Here is a 19,565-nt window from a genome sequence, read left to right on the forward strand (position 1 = left end):
GAGTATGTGACGCGGGTATGTGTCTCCTCCGTACAGTCGCCACGCCGCGCTTGACAAACGCGAGGAACGCTCCGCGCCAGAACCTCGTCCGCTCGTCGGAGACGCGAGCCGCGATGGAGCTGCTATCCTCCCTTCGGCCCATGACACCGGGACACGGAGCCCACTGTGCCTGATTCTTCCTCTTCACAGGAACTCGGCGGTGCACTCGAGAAGCTCCGCCTCAAGCTCCTTGACCTCACCGGCCGCAATCGCCTGATCAACTTCAGGCATACGGCCGGAAAGGCGCTCCAATTCTCGGAAGGCCAACCCGGCGCCATTTACCGAAAGCTGCTCGAGGGCACCGTCTCGATCACCGGACTGCCCGAGCCGCCCCGTCGCGACTGGATCGAGCGGAACGGCCGGAAGATGCGGCCCGAGCCTCTCGAGTGGGCGCGCAAGCAGGGCATTCCGACGGCCTACGATCTCCCGCGGCAAGTCGGCGGCAACGGGTCCTCGGCACTGCTCCGGGCGCTTCTCTACCCCGACGACCTGGCAAAGCACTGCCGAAAGCTCGAGCGCGAGGCGCACCTCGCCATCGAGGAGACGGGCGCCAACATGCTGTTCCTGGTGCTTGGGTTCCTCGAGCTTCCGGACCAACAGCAGAGCGATCGCACGTTCCTCGCCCCCCTCGTAAGCGTCCCGGTCGCCCTCTCGCGGGCGGAGTCGAACGGACAGCAGCGCTTCTGGCTCCAGCACACCGGCGACGATGTCGCGGAGAACCTCTCGCTTCGAGAGAAGCTGCGCCAGGACTACGAGGTTGTGCTTCCCGATCTCGGGGACGACGAGGACCTCGACGTCGAAGAATACCTCCGCTCGGTCGCCCGGGTGGTGGCAACGAGACCTGGCTTCGCCGTACGGCGGAGAGTCTCGCTCTGCCTCCTCAGCTTCTCGAACATGCTTCTCTTCCGGGATCTCGAGCCCAAGCACTGGGCAGCCGGCGCTTCGAATGGCCTCGTGGACCACCCGATCGTGCGCCAGGTGTTCAGCGGCGGCTCGCCGGACGGCGAGGGCGGCGCGCATGGTGCACCGGCTTACGGGGACGGCGAGGAGCATCCGGTCGAAGCGGACCCGGGCGCGCAGATCCCGCTCGTATTCGACGCGGACAGCTCCCAGCACAACGCGCTCGTGGACGCGCTCGCGCTCCGGAGGAACCTGGTCATCGAGGGGCCTCCGGGCACCGGGAAGTCGCAGACGATCACCAACCTAATCGCCGCGTGCATCGCGGCCGGCAAGTCGGTCCTGTTCGTCTCAGAGAAGATGGCCGCGCTCGAGGTGGTCCGAACCCGGCTCGCGCGCGCCCACCTCGACCCGTTCGTCCTCGAGCTGCACAGCAATAAGACCAGCAAGAAGCAGGTGATCGAGGCCGTCGAGAGGCGGACCCGATACCGTTCCACGGCCGCCGACGGGCTGCCGTTCAAGCACCGGCAACTCGAGGAGCGGAGGAGGGCTCTACAGCGATACGTGGAGCTGTTGAACCAGCCCGGCGCGAATGGCCTCGGGCTGACGCTGCATTCCGCGATGTGGCTTGCCGAGCGGCACCGGCTACGCCTCGGACCGGAGGCTGCGCGGCTCACGCAGGTCAAAGTCGACGATGCCACCTCGCTCAGTCCGGACGAGCTCGCCCGCCGCGTCGTTGCGCTCGAGCATCTGGGCAGGCAGCTCGAGGCGATCGGTGGTCAGGTCGGCCCCGAAGCCCCATTTCACGGCTTCCGCCCAGCGCCGATCACCCCCGAGGTAGAGCAGCGGATTGCGCGCATCCTGGAGGGTGCGGAGGGCTGGCTAGCTGGGTTCCAGGAGGCGGCCCACCGGTACGGCGCGTTGCTCCCAGCGGGGCCGCGTGGCGCCACGCGTGAGGACCTGGAGGGCTGGGCCGCGGTGCTCGACGCGCTGGTGTCCCACGTGGACGAGCGCTGGCCGCTCGAGCTCGTGCCCCGGCTCTTCGAGAGCGACGCCACCGGCGTGGCGTCGCGCCGAGAGCTGGAGGCGCTCGCTGAGCAGGTCGCGCGCTACAGGTCGCTCGCTTCGTCCGTCGATCGCGGCCTGCTGCGCGAATCCGCAGCTGACGCGGCGCGCCTGGCCGGGCTGCGGGAGGTTGCGGCCCGCGCCTCCGATGCGGGCGTGACGCTCGGTTCCGCCCGCGAGATCCGCGATAGGCTTGAGATGCTGGTGCGCGCGCGGGGCCGCATCGCAGATGGGCTCGAGCATGTGCGCGTGTTTTGCTTGGACGCGCAGCTCACGTTGCCCGCGACGCGCGCTGTGAACGAAGGGCTGTACGCCCTCGTGTCGCTCGTTGATGGCGCGCCCATCGACGCCCTCCGTGTTCAGTGCGGGAAGTTAGCGGATCCTAGCGCGCTACGAGTGCTCGAGTCGCTCGCGGGTGCGCTGCGGGAGTGGACGGCGGCGCGGGAGGAGCTGGAACGCGACCTGTACCTGGATCTCCTTCCGTCCGAGCAGGAGCTGACTGACGCCGTGAAGACGCTGCGGGAAGGAGCCGCCTGGTACCGCGTGTTCCAGAGCAGCTGGCGGAAGGCGATCCGGCTCCACAAGCGGCTCTCGAGGGTCAAGGCACGGAAGCCCGTGGCCGAGCGGCTGCGGCAGCTCGAGGAGCTGCTGCGCCTTGATCGCCTGGGGGTTGCCTGGCGCAAGCACGAGGCTTGGACGAGTGTCCTGGGGAGCCCGGCGCCGGATGAGCCGTTCCCGCTCGACGAGCATCTTGCGGTCGCGCGCTGGAACGTCGCCGTGGCCTCGGCCCAAGAGGAGCTGGGTGCCCGCCTCTTTGAGCCGGCCGCTGTCGATCCTGAGGCGCTCCGCGCCCTACGGCGCCGGCTTTCGCCGCTCCGTACCGGGTCAACGAAGGTGAAGGAGGGCCTCGCCGCGCTCGATGCCGTTGTCGGGGAGGTCGCCAACCAGGCACCCGACGCTGACCTGGGGCCCTCGCTCCGGAAGGTAGATGCGCTCGTCACGTCGCTCGAACCTCACGCCGAGTGGCTCGCCACGGAGGTGCCGTCACACGCAAGATTCGAAGACGCTCTCGAGGGGTGTGTGGCGGCGGTTGAGCGGGTCAAGGTCCGAGAAAAGGTCTTGGACAACGTCGTCCTCAGGCAGCTGCTCGGGGCCGCGTTCGCCGGCGCCGATACAGACGTGGAGCGGCTCCTCGACCTCCATGCGTTCGTGCGGGGCTTCGAGCAGCTCGAGCTCCCCGCACCTGTGCGGGCGTTCCTGCGCTCCGGACATCCCGTTGAACGAGCCCGAATCCTGCGGCAGATTGCGCGTGAGCTCTCTGAGGGGCTCGCGCACTGCTCGGCGTATACCGCGGCGTTGGTTCCGTACGGCGAGCTCGAGCTCGAGGCTTGGAGTGGGACCACGCCGGAGAAGGACCTGCCCGGTTTCGCGGCGGGGTTCCGCGCCCGCTGCGAGCGGGCGCGCGGCGCCGTCGAAGCGCTGGTGCCTTGGTCGCAGTACCTTTCGCGCCGCCGGGAGGCCGAGGAGCTCGGACTCGGCGCGTTCGTGGCGATGCTGGAGCGGCGTGAGCTTGCGCCGCATGAGGGCGGCGACGCCTACTCGTATTGCGTCCATTCGAGCATCGTCCACGACGCGTTCGCACGGCACCCTGAGCTCGGGATGTTCTCGGGGCTCAAGCACGGGCGGGTACGCGACGAGTTCCAGCGGCTCGATCGCGAGGTGATCGCGCTCCGCGGGCTGGCCATCGCGGCCCAGAGCAAGAGCAGGGCGAACCCCCCGGACGGCAGGAATGGAGCACGGGTCGCCGAGAAGACCGAGATGGCGCTGATTGAGTACCTCTTGCCCCAGCAGCGGCCGCGCGTCCCGGTGCGCGCGCTGCTCCGGCGGGCAGGAAAGGCGGTTCAAGCCCTTAAGCCCTGCTTCATGATGGGGCCGCAGTCCGTTGCCCAATTCCTGGATCCTGCCGGCCTTCGCTTCGATGTCATCATCATGGACGAGGCCTCGCAGCTCCGCCCCGAAGAGGCCCTCGGCGCGGTGGCGCGCGGTCGTCAGCTCGTCGTGGTGGGAGATCCGAAGCAGCTCCCGCCCACGTCGTTCTTCTCCCGCGCGACTGCGACCGACGGCGACGAGGCCCAGTTCGCGACGGACGACGCGGAGAGCATCCTCGACGTGTGCTCCGCGCATTTCCGCCCGCTGCGCGCGCTGCGTTGGCACTATCGCTCGCAGCACCACTCGCTCATCGCGTTCTCGAACCACAACTTCTACAACAAGAACCTGGTCATCTTCCCGTCGCCGTACGGGCAGAGCGATCGGCTCGGCGTGAAAGCCGTCTATCTTGCGGACGCCGTGTACGAGGACCAGGTGAACTTGGTCGAGGCGCGGCGCGTGGTCGATGCCATCGTGGAGCACGCGGAGCGCCGCCCGGACGCGTCTCTCGGCGTCGTAACCTTGAACATCAAGCAGCGGGACGTTATCGCGGAGCTGCTCGACGAGCGGGTCCGTCGCTCAGAGGGCGCGGAGCGCTTCCGCCAGCACTGGCTCGAGAAGGGCCATCCGCTCTTCGTGAAGAACCTGGAGAACGTCCAGGGTGACGAGCGCGACGCCATCATCATCTCGACGACATTCGGCCGGCCACCGGGCGCCGGCGCGGTGCGCCAGAACTTCGGACCGATCAGCAGGAGCGGCGGGTGGCGCCGGCTCAACGTTCTCTTCACGCGGGCGCGCCAGTCAGTGACAGTGTTCACGTCGCTGCGACCTGACGACATTGTCGTAGACAACGGCACGCCCGCGGGGACGCGCGCGCTCCGCGACTACCTCGAATACGCGAGGACGGGGCAACTCGCTACGGCCGAGGACACGGGTATCGAGCCGGAGAGCGAGTTCGAGGCGGCCGTGATCGGGGTCCTAAAGGCACGGGGCTTCGAGGTTACACCCCAGCTTGGTGTGACCGGCTATCGCGTCGACATCGCGGTGAAGCACCCAGATTACCCAGGCGCCTACCTCGCCGCCATCGAGTGTGACGGGGCGACGTATCACTCGGCTCGCTCGGTCCGGGACCGCGATCGAATCCGACAGGAGATCCTCGAGTCGCTCGGTTGGCGCGGGAGGATTTGGAGGATCTGGTCAACCGACTGGTTCCGGTCGCCGCGCGCCGAGATCGAGAAGCTGCTCGGGTTTCTCAACGACCTTCGTACGACTTGGCGGCCCGATCACTCCCCGCTCTCGACGTGGATCGAGGAGGGCGGCGCGATTCCGGAGGGGAGGCCCGACGCGGCGCGGGATGCCGCGAGCGCGCGGGAGGTCGTGCAGCAAGTGTTGGTCGGCCCGGATGACGATCTGGAGGTTGAGGTCGGGGACCTCGTGCGCTACGTGGATATCGCGCATCCGGATGACGTGCTGACCGTTCGAATCGTCGGGCACGTCCCTGCCGTGCGCGACGGGCTCATCGGCTCTGCGGCACCGCTCGCCCAGGCGCTACTCGGCGCGGTCGTTGGAGACGAGGTGCCTTTCCACGTGCCGGGTGGGGTGCGGAAAACGCTCTGCATTAAGGAGATCAGGCGCACTGCGGCCGGTGACCAGGTTGGTAGAAGGGAGTTGGGCGTGAATGCAGGGTGACGTCGGGGGCGTCGGCGCTCGTACGTCGGACGGTGGCCGAACCAGCACAGCGTCATGCCTGGCGGAGTCCATCCAGCCGAGCGGGAACTCAGCAGTCGCCCCCTTGGCTTCCGGCCCTGAAGCGAATGGCTAGCAGCGTCCTCCAGAAACACGAAGGCCCCACCGGCAAGTACCGGTGAGGCCTCGTGATGACTGGCGGGCCCTAGAGGATTTGAACCTCTGGCCTTCGGATTCGTAGTCCGACGCTCTATCCAACTGAGCTAAGGGCCCTTGAAGCCTATTCGACTGTGCCGGCCGCGATGCGCTGGGCCGGGTTGCTGCACGACTGACTGGCGGAAAGGGAGGGATTCGAACCCTCGATACAGGTCACCCCGTATACTGGTTTAGCAAACCAGCGCCTTCGGCCTCTCGGCCACCTTTCCGAACCCTCGTTCTCCTTCACCTGGCGGAGGAGGAAGGATTCGAACCTTCGGAGGGCGTGAACCCTCTGCGGTTTTCAAGACCGCCGCCTTAAACCGCTCGGCCACTCCTCCGAATCCGTCCTCGTTCCGAAACGTTGCCAGCGGGCGCCTTCGGCGCGCGCGAGCGGACGGCCCATATACGGCACCGGCGGGCGGGGATCAAGGGGAGAAGCACGGCGGCGGGTGGGAGGCGAGGGGAGGGGCTCGGGTCCCTCGATTTCGCGTAACGGCGGGCGGTTCGGAGGAGGGATCCCTCGACCTCGCTCGGCCTGCGGCCTCGCAACGCTCGGGACAGAGCGGAGGAGGGGAGGGCAGGCGCCCGCTACCTCTCCACCCCCCTCGGAAACGCCTGCGCCGCGATGTGCTCGAGCCCGCCCATGTACGGCCGGAGCGCCTCGGGCACCATCACCGTCCCGTCCGCCTGCTGGTACTGCTCCAGGATCGCCACCACCGTCCGGCCGATGGCGACGCCCGAGCCGTTGAGCGTGTGCGCGAGCCTCGGCTTCCCGCCCTCGCCGCGGTAGCGCACGCGGATGCGGCGCGCCTGGAAGTCCTCGCAGTTCGAGACCGAGCTGATCTCCCGGTACGCGTCCTGGCCCGGGCACCACACCTCGATGTCGTAGGTCTTCGCGGACGAGAAGCCCATGTCGCCCGCGCACAGGAGCGACACGCGGTGGTGGAGGCCGAGGCGGCGCAGCACCTCGCAGGCGTCGTCCACCATCTTCTCGTGCTCGGCGTAGCTCTCCTCCGCCTTCGCGAACTTCACGAGCTCCACCTTGTGGAACTGGTGCTGGCGGATGAGGCCGCGGGTGTCGCGGCCGGCGGCGCCCGCCTCGGCGCGGAAGCACGGCGTCCAGGCGCAGTACGAGATGGGGAGCTGGTTCGCCTCGAAGATCTCGCCCCGGTGCATGTTCGTCACCGGGACCTCGGCCGTCGGGATGAGGTACAGCGGCGACTCGCCCTGTGTCTTGAAGAGGTCCTCCTCGAACTTGGGGAGCTGCCCCGTGCCGGTCATCGTCTCGGCGGTCACGAGGTAGGGCGGCAGGATCTCCGTGTACCCGCGGCTCGCGTGCACGTCGATGAAGAACGCGGCGAGCGCGCGCTCGAGGCGGGCGGCGGCGCCCTTGTAGATGGTGAAGCGCGAGCCGGAGAGCTTCGCGGCCTGCTGCCACTCGAGGATCCCGAGCGCCTCGCCGAGCTCCCAGTGCGGCCTCGGCGTGAAGTCGAGCTTCGCCTTCTCGCCCCAGGTCGAGACGACGCGGTTGTCGTGCTCGTCCTTGCCGTCCGGCACCGACTCGTGCGGCGGGTTCGGCACGAGCAGGAGGAGCCGCTCGATCTCCGCCTCGACCTGCCCGAGCTCCTGCTCGGTCGCCTTCACCGTGTCGCCGATCACGCGCAGCTCGGCGCGCGCCTTCTCGCCGGCCGCCCTGTCGGTCCGCATGAGCTCGCGGATCCGGCCGTTCGCGTCGCTCTGCTCCTTCTTCTGCCTCTCGAGCAGCACGTTCAGCTCGCGGCGGCGCGCGGCGAGCGGCTTCACGGGGGCGATCGCCTGGACGGCCGCCTCCCCGCGTCGGGCGAGCTTCTTCTCGAAGCTCTCGAAGTCCTGGGCGACGGCCCTGAGGTCGAGCATGGTGATCCTGTCTCGCCCCGAAAAGGAGCGTGAAATCGGCCGGTAGGAGTAGCTTTTAACTTCTGTGCGGGCAAGGGGTCTCATGAGCCGTGGCCCGCGCGAACGGCATGCCTGACGACGGAGACAGGACGCGGCGACCGTCGTTCCGGGTGCTCCCCGGCGGCGCGGCGCGAGCGTCCCCGGGCGAGGGCACTCCCGACGACGCGCTCCTCGCCGCGTTCCTCGTCGGCGACGACGACGCGTTCGGCGACCTCGTCCGCCGCCACGAGCGGCTCGTCCTCTCCATCGTCCGCCGCTACGCGCGCACGCCGGAGGACGCCCGCGATCTCGCGCAGCGCACCTTCCTGCGCGCCCTCGAGGCGGCGCGCCGCACGCTCCGCCGCGGCGAGCGCGAGGGCTTCGCCTTCCGCCGCTGGCTCGTGCGCATCGCCGTGAACCTCGCGAAGAACCACCTGCGCGACGAGCTGCGCCTCGGGCGCACCTCGCTCGAGGCGCTCGGGCAGAGCGAGGCCCACCCGGCGGTCGCGGTCGAGGCGCTCGAGGAGGCGGAGCGCGCCGCCGCGGTCCGGGCCGCCGTCGTCCGCCTGCCGCGCCGCATGCGCGAGGTCCTCACGCTGCGCGTGGACGCGGAGTTGCCGTTCGCCGAGATCGCCGACACGCTCGGCATCAGCGAGAACGCCGCGCGCGTGAGCTTCCACCACGCCACGCGAAAGCTGCGCGCCGCGCTCGCCCCGGAGGGCCAGCCATGAGCTCCGCGCCCGCCTGCAGCGAGTACGACGTGCTCCTCTCGCTCCACGCGGCGAACGCGCTGCGCGGGGAGGAGCGCGCCCGCCTCGAGGCGCACCTCGCGAGCTGCCCGGCCTGCCGCGACGACGTCGAGGCCAGTGCCGAGGCGCTCCGGCTCGCGCGGCTGCCCGCGCCCACCCCGGCGGAGCGGCGCGTCCTCGCCGACCTGCCGGAGCGCGCCGTCGAGGCGGTGCGCCAGGGCGAGCGGCGGCGCGGCGTCCTCCGGCGCATCGCGTTCGCGATGGGCGCGGTGGCGGCGCTCTCGCTCGTGCCGCTCCTGCCGTTCGTGACCGGGGAGCGGCGGCCGCAGCTCGGGGAGCTGCCGCGGGTGAGCGACGTCGCAGGCCACTCGGGCACGGCCGTCGAGCTGCGCGGCCCGGCCCTCGCGCTGGGCGGGTCCGCCGGCGACCGCGAGCACCCCGAGCTCGCGTCCGCGTCCGTCTCGGGGGCGGGGGCCGCGACGGCCCAGGTCCAGGCGGCGTCGTGGCAGGAGCCGGATCCCGATGAGCTCTGGGAGGACAGCTCGGTCCTCCAGTCCCTCGCCGAGGGCGAGGAGATGGCGTTCGCGGCGGAAGCCGCGGTGCAGTGAGGCACGGCCACCCCGGCCGTGCCCCGTTCGACAACGAAGGGAGAGACGTATGAGGAAGCTCCTCATCGCGGCACTCGTGTTCCCGCTCGCCGCCTTCGCGCAGGCGGGACCGCCGCAGAAGCAGCAGCAGCCACCGCCGCCGAAGCCGGGCGGCGCGCAGCAGGCGCAGCCGCCGGGCCCTGGCGCCGGCCCGATGCACGGGCAGGGCGGGGGCATGGGTATGGGCCAGGGACGCGGCGATCCGCAGCGGATGGAGCGGCGCATGCGCGTCGCGCGCACGCTCGGCCTCGCCGAGGCGCTCGACCTCGAGCCGGCCGAGGCGGTGAAGCTCTCCGACCAGCTCGCCAAGTCCGACGAGAAGCGCCTCGCCGCGCACAAGCAGCTCATGGAGGCCAACCAGACCCTGCGTCGCGCGGCATCCGGCGAGAAGGTCACCGCCGCCGAGGTCGATCAGGCCATCCAGCGGCTCTACGCCACCCGCAGCCAGCTCGAGTCGATCGATCGCGACGCGACGCAGGCGCTCGTGAAGGACCTCACCCCCGACAAGCGCGCCCGCGCGGTGCTCTTCCTCGAGCGCTTCCAGCGGCGCTTCGGGCACGGCCCCGGCCCCGGAATGGGAATGGGCATGGGCGGCCGCATGAGGATGCGCGGCGACGGCATGGGGATGGGGCCCGGCATGGGCATGGGCATGGGCGCCGGAGGGATGGGCGGCGGCATGGGGATGGGGATGATGGGCGGTGACTGCCCGAACCCGAACTGTCCGATGAACGGGCCGGACGGAGACGACGACAACTAGCTGCGGTCCGGAGTCTCCGCGCCCTCTTCCCGCGAGCAGCGGGGAGAGGGCGCTCGTGTCTGGGCAGCTTGGCGACGAACGCGGACGACGCGGCAGCGGAGGTGAGGCGGCGTCGTGTAGTGCGGCAGAGTGTCACACACCCACGCGATATCGCCCACCTGCGCCTCCATCGGAGAGTGCGACGCATCCCCGCAGTTCGGAGCACTCCCTCGCATGCGCCTCGCCGCACTCGTCGTCCTCGCCGTCCCCTCCCTCTCTCTCGCCGCCGACCCCGCGATCATCCTGAGCCCGAGCGCCGGGGACCTCACCGAAGGCTCGCTCCAGGTGACCGTCCAGCTCTCGAAGGGCTTCTACGACCAGGTCCTCGTCCCGAACCCGCTCGCCGACGCGCAGCTCACGGTCGTCGTGGACGGCTGCAGCACGCAGACGTTCTCGATCCAGAACGCGGCCGACGTGACGCCCGTCGCGAGGAACGCGCAGGGCAAGCCCGTCGGCGGCTGGCTCTGGAACGTCAACGCGGACCTGTCCGGCTGCAACTGCACCACCGGCGACGTCCGCACGCACCACTGCGACGGCTGCGGCCGCTCGTTCGACACCTGCAGCGGCGGCTCCGCGGCGTGCGCGCCGAAGAACGTCACGCTCGTGCTCACCGCCACGAACAAGCCGGGCAACTCCGCCTGCACCTCGTCCTCCTACGAGGGCCAGCTCGTGTGCAGCGTGGTGGGCGTGACGCTGCAGCCTGTCGAGGGCGCCAGCAGCGAGCAGTGGGTGCCCGCCAACTTCTGGGACACGACGAGCGGCACGCCGGTGTGCATCTCCCGCTCGAACAGCGGCATCCGCGGTCCCGCCTGCAAGCCGGTCGAGAACCATGGCGGGAACGCCTGTCAGTAGGCGAGTCGGCGCCGTCTTTGGGGGAGCCCCGTCCGTAAGGCGGGGTCCTCGCCTTTGGCGGCTGGGACCTGCCGGATCCGGCGGAGAGCGACGAATCGACGCCCCGGCCGGTCGCCCCACGCGCCACCGCGCCCGATCGCCATTATCCTTGCGGCGCGCATGTCCCCGACCGACCCTCGTCCCACGCTGGCCGTCGTCACCGGCGCCTCCGCCGGCATCGGCGCCGCCCTGGCCCGCGACATCTCCCGCCGCGGCCGCCCGGTGCTCGCGATCGCTCGCCGCATCGAGCGGCTCCAGACCCTCGCCGCCGAAGCGCGCGCGCTCGGCCAGGCCGAGATCATCCCCTTCACGGTCGATCTCGCCCGGGAGGGTGCGCCCGAGAAGGTCGCGGAGGCCGCGCGCGAGCACGGCGGCGCCGCCTGGCTCGTGAACAACGCCGGCTTCGGCGCCTACGGCCAGTTCGAGCGGCTCGACCCGGCCCGGGTGCGCGAGATGATCCGGCTGAACTGCGAGACGCTCGTCCTCCTCTCGCACGCGCTCCTGCCCGACCTGCGCGCCGCCGGCGACGGCGTCCTCCTCAACGTCGCGTCGGCCGCGGCCTTCCAGGCGACGCCCTACATGAGCGTCTACGGCGCGACGAAGGCGTTCGTGCTGTCGTTCTCGGAGGGGCTCGCCGAGGAGCTGCGCGGCACGGGCGTGTACGTCGGCGCCTACTGCCCGGGGCCCGTCTCGACCGAGTTCGGCGAGGTGGCCGGGGTCGGGAGCCGCTTCGAGCGCGTGCCGGGCCTGCTCACCGCCGAAGAGGCGGCGCGCGAGGCGCTCGCGCAGATCGAGCGGCGCGCCGTCGTCCACGTCCCCACCGCCGTCTACCGCCTCACCTCGACCGCCGTCCGCTTCATGCCGCGCGCGGTCGTCCGCCGTCTCGCCGCGCTCGCGCACCGGGAGGAGAAATGAGCCGCCGTTCCCCGAAGGACCGCGATCGCGACCGCGACGCCGCGCAGGGCATCCCGCCCGCCTACGAGGGCGCCGAGGTGCTGACCGCGCTCCTCGCCCGCGCGGGCTCGCGCCACGACGCCGCCGAGGTCGCCGAGGCGTTCCGGCGCGCGCAGGCGGCGGGCGAGCAGCGCTCCGCCGTGATCCCGGGCGTCTTCTCCGGCGAGCCGCACTTCGCCTCGCCCGACGAGGCGCGCCGGCTCTACGCGAACCTCTTCGGCCTGTGGGCGCGCGTCGCCGCTGGCGGCGGCCCCGAGGAGGAGTCGCCGCCGCCGGCGAACGTGGTAGCGGCGCAGGAGCCCCTGCCGGAGCTGCCCGACCGCGGCTCGCAGAGCGGGACGGAGCTCGCGCCCGAGCTCGTGGAGGCCGTCTGGCGCCACCTCGCCGCCCAGGCGCCGCGCGAGGTGCAGCGCCGGCGCGATCGCTTCATGAACGTGCAGCCCGACCTCGTCGCCTGGCTCGAGGCCGCGCCGCTGCCCGAGTCCGGCGCCGGCGCCGCGCAGGAGCTGGCGTTCGAGACCTGGGTGATGTTCGACCAGGCCTTCGGCGATCGCCTCGCGGCGGTGGACTTCGGCGCGCTGCGCACGCTGGAGCAGGAGCCCGCCGCGCTCGAGTCTTCCCAGCCGGCCCTCGCCGCGTACGTCTCCGAGCAGCTCGATCTGCTCGCGGAGGACGACGAGACCTTCACGCCCGAGGCGCGGGCCCAGGTGGAGCGGACGCTCGCGACGGTCGCCGGGGCGCTGGAGGGGGCGGTGAGCGAGCTGTCGTGACGGCGAGAGCGCCGCCGCGGAGCTACTGAACGTTGCTGCTGCGGGGCAGCACCGTCAGTTGTAGAGCGCGAGCGTGGCCAGGACCGCGGCGACGCTGAGCGTCGCGGCGAGCGCGCGCGTCCTCGCACCCCACGCCGGCTTCAGCAGGAGGAGCGGGGGAGCGAGGATCGCGAGCTCGAGCGCGGCGGCGAGCCCGTTCCGGAGCAGGAACCCGGCCGACCGGTATCCCTCTGCCGACCGCGCGTAGTACGCGATCGGGAGGAGGCGGACCGGCGCGAGGAACCCGCGCTCGTCGAAGGGCGCGAACGGCCGGATGGGCGGTCCGGCGCCCATGAGGAAGTCGAGGAGCAGGTGCGACAGGGCTGCGACGAGCAGCACGGCGAAGAGCCGCCCCAGCGGAGCGCGCACGAGCGGACGCGCCGCGAGCGCCAGCAGGCCCGCCGACGCCGTCGCGAACAGCAGGCTGTGCGAGAGGCCGCGGTGCGACGCCGCCCCCGGCCCGCACAGCAGGAAGAGCACGTCGAGGTCGGGGAGGAGCGCAGCGGCGATCGCGAGCGCCACGACCGCGCGCGGACGCTCCGCGCGGAGGCGATCGCCGGCAGAGGCGGCGACGACGGCGGCGGCGAGCGAGTGTCCGACGAAGGTCGACATGGTCAGTACCGGAGGAAGCCGACCGCGAGCACCCACGCGGTGACCGTCGCGGAGAAGATCGCGCCGACGGCGGGGTTGCGAGCGGCGCGGTCGAGCAGCGCGCTGACCACGGCGCAGAACGCGCCGATCGCGACGACGAAGAGCGTGAAGCGGCCGAGCCGCGGGCCCGCGAGCGGGAGCACGGCGGCGGCGGCGCCATACAGTACCGCCACAGCGGCTGCGGTGCGCGCACGGGGCCGGACGCCGACCTCGTCCGCCCCCGCGTGACCGACCACACCCTGCACGAACGCGAAGAAGGGGAAGAGCGCCGCGGCGAGCACGACCACCGCTGCGCGCCGCTCGGGGGCGGAGTCGAGAAGCGACACGTGGTACAGCTCGCGGTCCACGCCGGCGAGCGCCGCGACGTACACCAGCGCCGCCGCCAGGAGCGCCGGCGGCAACGCCCGGACGAGTTGCTGCGCTCCCGGTCCCGGCGCCCGCCTCCACCGCGCGAGCGCGAGCGCGTTCGCGGCGACGCCGGCCACCGCGAGCAGCGACGCCACGCGCTCTCCCTCCCCCAGCCGCACGAGCGCGAGCGGCGTCACGGCGTGCGCCGTGAGGAGCCCGATCCCGATCGCGAGCACGCCGATCGCGACGAGCCACGCGCGGCTCGCCACGGGCGGACTGCTCGGCTCGGCCGCCGAGGCGCACGCGCCCGCCCGTGCGACGAGCACCGAGAGGAGGACCGCCCCCGCGAGCGCGAGGAGCGCGAGGGCTCCGGCGAGGCGCGGCGTCACCACGGCCGCGGCAGGGTCGGCGGTCGGGCGGAGCGCGGGCTCGAGCCAGGCGAGCGTGTCGCGCATCACCGCCGGGCTGACGAGGAGCGAGAGGTGGTCCGCTCCGGGGACCACCTGCCAGGCGCGCGCGTCGCGCCGCGCGAGCTCACCGCTGCGCTCGCCTGCCCGCTCGAGCGTGCCAGCGGAGGCGTCGCGCAGCATGTCCTCGGCGAATCCCGCGATGAACCCGTAATCGTGCTCGGCGGTGACGACGAGCAGGTTGCCGGTGGCGGGCGAGAGCCCGCCCTCGTAGCCCGGCCCGATCATCACGAGCGTGGGGCGCCCCGGGTCCTGGCCCGCGACGCGGGCGAGGACGCTCGCACCGTACGAGTGGCCCACGAGCCCGACGCGCGCTCGCGCCACCCCGCGCATCGCCGCGATGGCGTCGAGCGCCTCCCGCGCGGCAGCGACCGCGCGCGCGTCCGAGTAGGGCTCGCGCGAGGCCCCGTGGCCAGGCAGGTCGATCGCGTAGGCGTCGACCCCGCTCGCGGCGAGCCGCCTCGCCAGCGGCACCATCATCGACTTGTTGCAGTGGAACCCGTGCACGAGGAGCGCGACGGGCCGCGCGCGATCGGGGACGCCGCGCGTCACCTCGAGCACCGGCACGCGCGAGGGCGAGGGGATCACGAACGCGTGCACCTCGACGGCGCCCCCCATCGCGCGCCACACGACGGGGGCGGAGAGCAGCGCGAGCCCCACGAGCCAGGCGGCGATGAGACGCCCGCCCTGGCGACCGCGCCGTGGCCGAGCTTCCCCGTCGAGCGTGTCCGCGGTCCCTGTCATCGCTCAGCGCCCGCTCAGTACACGAACGGCAGGAGCCGCCAGCGCGTGCGCGCCCGGTAGGCGGCGTACTCGGGATCGCGCGAGAGGAACTCCTCCTCGCCGCGGATGCGGACGAGCTGCGCGGCGAACGCGGCGATCGCCACCGCGACATTCCTCACGGTGAAGTTGCTCGCGACGTAGCCGAGGTGCGCGACCATGTACGAGGCGTAGAGCGGGTGGCGCACGAGGCGGTAGGCACCGCCGGAGCGAATGCCGCGGTTCGCCGGCAGGAGGCCCACGCTGCGGTTCAGGGAGATCAGGCCGGCGACGCCGAGCGCGGTTCCGATCGCCTGCACCACCTGCGCGGCGAACAGATCGTTCCCATCGGGCGCGGGGCGCAGGAGGAGCGGCAGGTACGTCCCGGCGAGCGTGCTCACCCACGCCGAAGGCGAGCTCGAGGTGGCCGCTGCCTGGCGCCGGACGACGAACAAGATCGCGAGCAGCGTCTCGAACAGGCCGATGAGCAGCACGCTCGCGCGCGGGCGATCCTGGAAGCTGTGGACGTGCGTGAGGGCGAACCCGCCGTAGAGCGCTGCCAGCGCGACGTTCGTGAAGGCCGTCCAGAGCCCGGCGCTGGTCACCCGATCGCTCATGCGCTCCGATGCTAGCACGCTGTGTACGAGCCCCGAACGGTGGGGCCCCCGCAGAAGGTCCCGCCTTCGCGACGCACCCGACGGGCCTAATACGAGGCCCGGAACCTGTTGGGTCGCGTTCACTCGCAGAGCGAGCAGGGACGCGCGCTGATCCGCGCGTCCAGCAGGCAGAACGTTCGCTTTCGACCGGCGACGAACGATCGTCTCGAGCGAGTGTCCCGAGGTCCCAGGACTCCCGATGAACGGCAACCGTCCGCACCTCCGCAGAGCAGTCGAGAGCATGTGGGGGAAGTAACCGAGCAGGCGCCGCGGCGACGACCGGACGAGCTTCTTCGCCTCGAGAGGCGACGACGCCGTGCGGACGCCGAATGGGCCTGGGAGGAGCGACCGCCCGCAGAGGTTTCCCGGCGCTCGCGGGCGCTCGGGGATCGCTCCGCACGCCCGGCTGGGGGCGGGCGCGAGCACGGCACACCCAGCCGGTGTGGACCATCGCGACGGGGGCACCGTTCGCGTGAGTGAAAGGGGCAGGCAATGACTCAGATGCTGAGGAAGCTGTGGAAGGACGAGGCGGCGCCGACGGCGGTCGAGTACGGCGTGATGGTGGCCCTGATCGCGGTCGTGATCATCACGGCCGTGGGCCTCCTCGGGACGAACCTGAGCACCACGTTCAACAGCGTCGCCGGCTCGGTCTCGGCGCCGTAGCGGTCTTCGTGATCCTCGACGCGCCGGCCGAGGCGTCCCGCGGCCGGCGCGAACGGACCCCATGAGCTACCCGCTCTCGCACTTCGCGCTCCTGAGCGCCCTCCTCGCGATCGCGTCGGCGTCCGACGTGGCGCACCACCGCATCGCCAACGCCCTCACCGTCGCGCTCGCCCTCGCGGGCGTCGCCGCGCAGGCGGCGGTGCACGGTGGCAGGGGCGCGGCGGGTGCGGTCGGCGGGATCGTGATCGTCGGGGCGTTGCTGTGGCCCGCGTGGTCGCACCGGATGGTCGGGGGCGGGGATCTGAAGCTGGGCGCGGCGGCGGCCGCGTGGGTCGGGCTGGAGCGCCTCCCCGCGTACCTGCTCGCCGCGGCGATCGCGGCGGGCGTCCTTTCGCTCGTCGCGTTCGGCGCATCCTCGCTGCGCGCGCGGAGCGAGATGCGGCGGAACCTCGTGGCGGTGGCGCTCGGCGCTGCCCCCACTCGTGTGTCGCTCGCGGCGGAGCACGGCCGCGCGCCCGTCCCGGCGGGCGCGGCCCTCGCCGTCGGCGCGCTGTTCGCCATCCTCACGGGGGGCACGCCATGAAGGCGCGAACGGGTCGCGCGTGGGCTCGGGGGGCTGCGGCCGTCGAGTTCGCGCTCGTGGTCCCGGTGCTGATGCTGCTCTGCCTGGGTGCCATCGAGTGGGGTTTCCACTTCTTCCAGCGCGAGATCATCGTCAACGCCGCCCGGGAGGGCGCGCGCGCCGGGAGCATCGCCGACTCGGATCCGGCCGGCGTCGCCGAGGCCCGGGCGAGCGAGTACCTGGGCGTCGCTGGGATCGACGCCTCGACCTGCAGCTTCGACATCCCTGATCCCATCGGCTCCGTGAGGGTCGCGGTCGACTGTCCGGGGGGATCGTTCACGCTTCTCTTCAACGACATCATGCCGGCGCGGATCGTCGCGACGGCCGAGATGCGCCGCTGAGCGCAGCAGCAGGGGGATCGACGATGACGAGCTCGGGCGGTGGCGATCGGGCGGGCAGCAACCTGCGGCGGGCGGCGGAGCGAGGCGCGAGGCGCACCGGTCTTCGAGCGGCGCTGTTCCTCGGGATCGCCGCGATCGCGGCGATGGCGACGGCGGTGCTGTTCACGCGCTACCTCGAGGCGAAGGCGTCGGCGGCGCGGGTCCCCACCACGAAGGTCGTCGTCGCCGCGGTGGACATCCCGTCGGCGACCACGCTCCGGGCGGAGTCGCTCGCCGTCATCGAGTGGCCTTCCGGCTCGACGCCGCAGGGGACCTCGGCGGATCCGGCCGCGCTCGTGGGCCGCGTCGTGACCTCGGCGACGACGAAGGGCGAGCCGATCCTGGCGGGCCGGCTCGCCCCGCCCGGCACTGCCGCCGGCCTCGCGGCCATCCTGCCGCCCGGGATGCGCGCCGTGGCCGTCCGCGTGGACGACGTCGTCGGGGTCGCGGGGTTCCTGCACCCCGGTGACGCGGTGGACGTGATCGTCACGATGAAGCCGTCGGACGCCGCGGGTCAGCCCCCGATGTCCAAGATCGTGCTCCAGAACGTGCGCGTGCTCGCCGTCGGCAAGGAGGTCGAGCGCGCGGACCGCAACTTCGACAAGGCGATGCCTGCCACGGTCGCGACCCTCATGGTCGACGGCGAGCAGTCCGAGAAGCTCGCCCTCAGCGCGAGCAAGGGCCAGATCCTCCTCAGCCTCCGGAGCGGCGCGGACGAGGACATGCTCGCCACGCCCGGCATCACGCCCCCCATCCTGCTCGCCGGCGGCCGCGAGCCGGAGCGTCCCGCCGCGGCGGCGCCCACGGCGGGCTCGCCCGGCCCGAAGGTCACCGCGGTGTCCTCGCGCCACCGCGCGCGCGCACCGGTCGTCGAGGTGAAGCCCGCGCCCGCCGAGAAGCAGACGGTCGAGATCCTCCGCGGCGACATGTTCGAGCGCCGCGACTTCACGAAGGAATCGCGCCAATGATCCCCCACCGCGCCCGTGCGCTCCTCGCCTCGCTCCTCGTCGTCGCCGGGCCCGCCGCCGCGCAGGACGGGGCGCAGACCACCCCCGCGCTGCGCATCGATCGCGAGATGGGGGCCGCCGGCGAGATGACGCTCGAGGCGGGCCAGAACCGGCTCCTCATCCTGTCGGAGCAGATCGGTCGCATCGCCGTCGCGAACCCCGAGGTCGCGGACCTGAAGGTCGTGACGCCGAACCAGGTGCTGCTCACGGCGAAGGGGGTCGGCACCACGGACCTCACGCTCTGGAACCGTGACAACCAGCCGCTCGTGATCGCGCTCCAGGTCGGACGGAACCTCGAGGCGCTGCGCACGCAGGTGAAGCAGCTCTTCCCCGGCGAGACCGTGAACATCACCTCGAGCGGCGACCTCGTCGTCCTCTCGGGGCAGGTCACGGACGTGCGGCTGCCGGAGCGCGTCGCGGAGGTCGCCCGCCTGCACGCGGAGAAGGTCGCGAACCTCATCCAGGTGTCGGGCGTGCAGCAGGTACAGCTCCAGGTCCGGTTCGCAGAGGTCGCGCGCACGGGCCTGCGCGAGCTCGGCGTCAACTTCTTCCACAAGTCGGACGACTTCAAGACGGTCGGCGGCCTCTTCAGCAACCGCACGCTGCCCGGAGACTTCCTGAACACGGCACAGAATCCCGCGATCCCGAGCACGGGCCCGCGAGGCCTCGCCGGAAACGGCTTTCCGCCGGACGTGCCGTCGGGGACGTTCCAGAACGCGTTCTCGGTGTTCCTGTCGCACATGGGCGACTTCCCGTTCAGCGTCATGCTGAACCTGCTCGAGCAGAACAACCTCGCGAAGTCGCTCGCCGAGCCGACCCTCGTCGCGCTCTCCGGTCAGGACGCGCGCTTCCTCGCGGGCGGCGAGCTGCCCATCCCCATCGCGTCCTCGTTCGGCCAGACGTCGGTCGAGTGGAAGCGGTTCGGCATCCAGCTCCAGTTCACGCCCACCGTGATCGGCGACGCCATCCACCTCTCCATGAAGACGGAGGTGAGCGACATCGATCCGAGCCTCGCGGTCACGATCGCGGGCACGAGCGTCCCCGGCCTCACCTCGCGCCAGAGCGAGACGAGCATCCGCCTCGCCGACGGCCAGAGCTTCGCGATCGCGGGGCTCGTGGCGGACCGGATCCGCTCGCAGATCGCGAAGTTCCCGCTCCTCGGCTCCATCCCGATCGTCGGCGCGCTCTTCCGCTCGCAGGCGTTCCAGCGCGACGAGAGCGAGCTCGTCGTGGTCGTGACCGCCCACCTCGTGAAGCCCGTCGCGCCGCACGAGCTGCCACGGCTGCCGACCGAGTACGAGATGAACGATCCCGGCGACCTGCCGTTCTACCTGCTCGGCAGCCAGGGCACTAGCGCCGAGGTCGCCGACCGCAGGCAGCCGCCGAGCGCAGAGCGTGGCGCGTCCGGGCAGAGCGGCTTCAGCCAGTGAAGGGAGCGACC

16 protein-coding genes and 3 tRNA genes are annotated in these 19,565 nt (G+C 71.8%); 12 read left to right on the forward strand and 7 right to left on the reverse strand.

Annotation, left to right across the window (positions count from 1 at the left end):
• Window positions 1–165: 165 nt before the first annotated feature.
• Window positions 166–5,616: a DUF4011 domain-containing protein gene (locus MNZ29_RS24760; protein ID WP_242352167.1), complete on the forward strand. Its 5,451-nt coding sequence runs from the start codon at window positions 166–168 to the stop codon at window positions 5,614–5,616.
• Window positions 5,617–5,809: 193 nt separating this feature from the next.
• Here MNZ29_RS24760 and MNZ29_RS00550 read toward each other — a convergent pair.
• The 4 genes from MNZ29_RS00550 to serS all read right to left on the reverse strand — a co-directional run bounded on the left by MNZ29_RS00550 (window position 5,810) and on the right by serS (window position 7,707).
• Window positions 5,810–5,886, reverse strand: a tRNA-Arg gene (locus MNZ29_RS00550).
• Between the two features lie 60 nt (window positions 5,887–5,946).
• Window positions 5,947–6,038, reverse strand: a tRNA-Ser gene (locus MNZ29_RS00555).
• 21 nt (window positions 6,039–6,059) lie between these two features.
• Window positions 6,060–6,149, reverse strand: a tRNA-Ser gene (locus tag MNZ29_RS00560).
• Between the two features lie 250 nt (window positions 6,150–6,399).
• Window positions 6,400–7,707 (reverse strand): serine--tRNA ligase, encoded by a 1,308-nt coding sequence (serS, locus tag MNZ29_RS00565; protein WP_242352169.1) that lies wholly within the window; start codon window positions 7,705–7,707, stop codon window positions 6,400–6,402.
• A 107-nt stretch (window positions 7,708–7,814) separates the two neighbouring features.
• On the opposite strand from serS, the gene MNZ29_RS00570 reads away from it, so the two are divergent.
• The 6 genes from MNZ29_RS00570 (at window position 7,815) to MNZ29_RS00595 (ending at window position 12,532) form a co-directional block, all read left to right on the forward strand.
• On the forward strand, window positions 7,815–8,456 hold the full coding sequence (locus MNZ29_RS00570; protein WP_242352170.1) for an RNA polymerase sigma factor: 642 nt from the start codon (window positions 7,815–7,817) through the stop codon (window positions 8,454–8,456).
• Window positions 8,453–9,082 carry a zf-HC2 domain-containing protein gene (locus MNZ29_RS00575; RefSeq protein ID WP_242352172.1) on the forward strand — a complete coding sequence of 210 codons (630 nt, stop codon included), beginning with the start codon at window positions 8,453–8,455 and terminating at the stop codon, window positions 9,080–9,082. Before MNZ29_RS00570 ends, MNZ29_RS00575 begins: the two co-directional genes overlap by 4 nt.
• Before the next feature lie 49 nt (window positions 9,083–9,131).
• Entirely contained in the window at window positions 9,132–9,878 is a 747-nt protein-coding gene (locus MNZ29_RS00580) for a hypothetical protein (protein ID WP_242352174.1), read from the forward strand.
• Window positions 9,879–10,091: 213 nt separating this feature from the next.
• Entirely contained in the window at window positions 10,092–10,769 is a 678-nt protein-coding gene (locus MNZ29_RS00585) for a hypothetical protein (protein WP_242352177.1), read from the forward strand.
• A 159-nt stretch (window positions 10,770–10,928) separates the two neighbouring features.
• Entirely contained in the window at window positions 10,929–11,723 is a 795-nt protein-coding gene (locus MNZ29_RS00590; RefSeq protein WP_242352179.1) for an SDR family oxidoreductase, read from the forward strand.
• Window positions 11,720–12,532, forward strand: coding sequence for a hypothetical protein (locus MNZ29_RS00595; protein WP_242352182.1), 813 nt, complete (start codon window positions 11,720–11,722; stop codon window positions 12,530–12,532). Before MNZ29_RS00590 ends, MNZ29_RS00595 begins: the two co-directional genes overlap by 4 nt.
• A gap of 54 nt (window positions 12,533–12,586) precedes the next feature.
• Here the strand turns inward: MNZ29_RS00595 and MNZ29_RS00600 are convergent, their stop codons facing one another.
• Genes MNZ29_RS00600 through MNZ29_RS00610 form a run of 3 tightly spaced genes read right to left on the reverse strand, consistent with a single transcriptional unit; the run spans window position 12,587 to window position 15,413 of the window.
• Window positions 12,587–13,183 carry a metal-dependent hydrolase gene (locus tag MNZ29_RS00600; RefSeq protein WP_242333406.1) on the reverse strand — a complete coding sequence of 199 codons (597 nt, stop codon included), beginning with the start codon at window positions 13,181–13,183 and terminating at the stop codon, window positions 12,587–12,589.
• A gap of 2 nt (window positions 13,184–13,185) precedes the next feature.
• Window positions 13,186–14,781: an alpha/beta fold hydrolase gene (locus MNZ29_RS00605; protein WP_242333408.1), complete on the reverse strand. Its 1,596-nt coding sequence runs from the start codon at window positions 14,779–14,781 to the stop codon at window positions 13,186–13,188.
• Window positions 14,782–14,795: 14 nt separating this feature from the next.
• Window positions 14,796–15,413, reverse strand: a complete 618-nt coding sequence (locus tag MNZ29_RS00610) for an isoprenylcysteine carboxylmethyltransferase family protein (protein WP_242333410.1) — start codon at window positions 15,411–15,413, stop codon at window positions 14,796–14,798.
• Between the two features lie 540 nt (window positions 15,414–15,953).
• Between MNZ29_RS00610 and MNZ29_RS00615 the strand changes: the two genes are divergently transcribed.
• The 5 genes from MNZ29_RS00615 (at window position 15,954) to MNZ29_RS00635 (ending at window position 19,554) form a co-directional block, all read left to right on the forward strand.
• Window positions 15,954–16,115 carry a Flp family type IVb pilin gene (locus MNZ29_RS00615; protein ID WP_242333412.1) on the forward strand — a complete coding sequence of 54 codons (162 nt, stop codon included), beginning with the start codon at window positions 15,954–15,956 and terminating at the stop codon, window positions 16,113–16,115.
• A gap of 61 nt (window positions 16,116–16,176) precedes the next feature.
• Window positions 16,177–16,698 (forward strand): prepilin peptidase, encoded by a 522-nt coding sequence (locus MNZ29_RS00620; protein WP_242333414.1) that lies wholly within the window; start codon window positions 16,177–16,179, stop codon window positions 16,696–16,698.
• Window positions 16,695–17,078: a TadE family protein gene (locus MNZ29_RS00625; RefSeq protein ID WP_242333416.1), complete on the forward strand. Its 384-nt coding sequence runs from the start codon at window positions 16,695–16,697 to the stop codon at window positions 17,076–17,078. Before MNZ29_RS00620 ends, MNZ29_RS00625 begins: the two co-directional genes overlap by 4 nt.
• 23 nt (window positions 17,079–17,101) lie before the next feature.
• Window positions 17,102–18,085: a Flp pilus assembly protein CpaB gene (gene cpaB / locus MNZ29_RS00630; RefSeq protein WP_242333418.1), complete on the forward strand. Its 984-nt coding sequence runs from the start codon at window positions 17,102–17,104 to the stop codon at window positions 18,083–18,085.
• On the forward strand, window positions 18,082–19,554 hold the full coding sequence (locus MNZ29_RS00635; protein WP_242352185.1) for a type II and III secretion system protein family protein: 1,473 nt from the start codon (window positions 18,082–18,084) through the stop codon (window positions 19,552–19,554). Before cpaB ends, MNZ29_RS00635 begins: the two co-directional genes overlap by 4 nt.
• Window positions 19,555–19,565: the final 11 nt, after the last annotated feature.

Origin of the sequence: Anaeromyxobacter sp. SG64 (genome assembly GCF_022690745.1) — a bacterium.
Lineage (GTDB): Bacteria > Myxococcota > Myxococcia > Myxococcales > Anaeromyxobacteraceae > Anaeromyxobacter > Anaeromyxobacter soli.

Excerpts from the sequence above, each read along its gene's own strand:
- serS (WP_242352169.1), bottom strand. The coding sequence starts at position 7,707 with ATGCTCGACCTCAGGGCCGTCGCCCAGGACTTCGAGAGCTTCGAGAAG.
- MNZ29_RS00570 (WP_242352170.1), top strand. The coding sequence starts at position 7,815 with ATGCCTGACGACGGAGACAGGACGCGGCGACCGTCGTTCCGGGTGCTC.
- MNZ29_RS00575 (WP_242352172.1), top strand. The coding sequence starts at position 8,453 with ATGAGCTCCGCGCCCGCCTGCAGCGAGTACGACGTGCTCCTCTCGCTC.
- MNZ29_RS00580 (WP_242352174.1), top strand. The coding sequence starts at position 9,132 with ATGAGGAAGCTCCTCATCGCGGCACTCGTGTTCCCGCTCGCCGCCTTC.
- MNZ29_RS00585 (WP_242352177.1), top strand. The coding sequence starts at position 10,092 with ATGCGCCTCGCCGCACTCGTCGTCCTCGCCGTCCCCTCCCTCTCTCTC.
- MNZ29_RS00590 (WP_242352179.1), top strand. The coding sequence starts at position 10,929 with ATGTCCCCGACCGACCCTCGTCCCACGCTGGCCGTCGTCACCGGCGCC.
- MNZ29_RS00595 (WP_242352182.1), top strand. The coding sequence starts at position 11,720 with ATGAGCCGCCGTTCCCCGAAGGACCGCGATCGCGACCGCGACGCCGCG.
- MNZ29_RS00600 (WP_242333406.1), bottom strand. The coding sequence starts at position 13,183 with ATGTCGACCTTCGTCGGACACTCGCTCGCCGCCGCCGTCGTCGCCGCC.
- MNZ29_RS00605 (WP_242333408.1), bottom strand. The coding sequence starts at position 14,781 with ATGACAGGGACCGCGGACACGCTCGACGGGGAAGCTCGGCCACGGCGC.
- MNZ29_RS00610 (WP_242333410.1), bottom strand. The coding sequence starts at position 15,413 with ATGAGCGATCGGGTGACCAGCGCCGGGCTCTGGACGGCCTTCACGAAC.
- MNZ29_RS00615 (WP_242333412.1), top strand. The coding sequence starts at position 15,954 with ATGCTGAGGAAGCTGTGGAAGGACGAGGCGGCGCCGACGGCGGTCGAG.
- MNZ29_RS00620 (WP_242333414.1), top strand. The coding sequence starts at position 16,177 with ATGAGCTACCCGCTCTCGCACTTCGCGCTCCTGAGCGCCCTCCTCGCG.
- MNZ29_RS00625 (WP_242333416.1), top strand. The coding sequence starts at position 16,695 with ATGAAGGCGCGAACGGGTCGCGCGTGGGCTCGGGGGGCTGCGGCCGTC.
- cpaB (WP_242333418.1), top strand. The coding sequence starts at position 17,102 with ATGACGAGCTCGGGCGGTGGCGATCGGGCGGGCAGCAACCTGCGGCGG.
- MNZ29_RS00635 (WP_242352185.1), top strand. The coding sequence starts at position 18,082 with ATGATCCCCCACCGCGCCCGTGCGCTCCTCGCCTCGCTCCTCGTCGTC.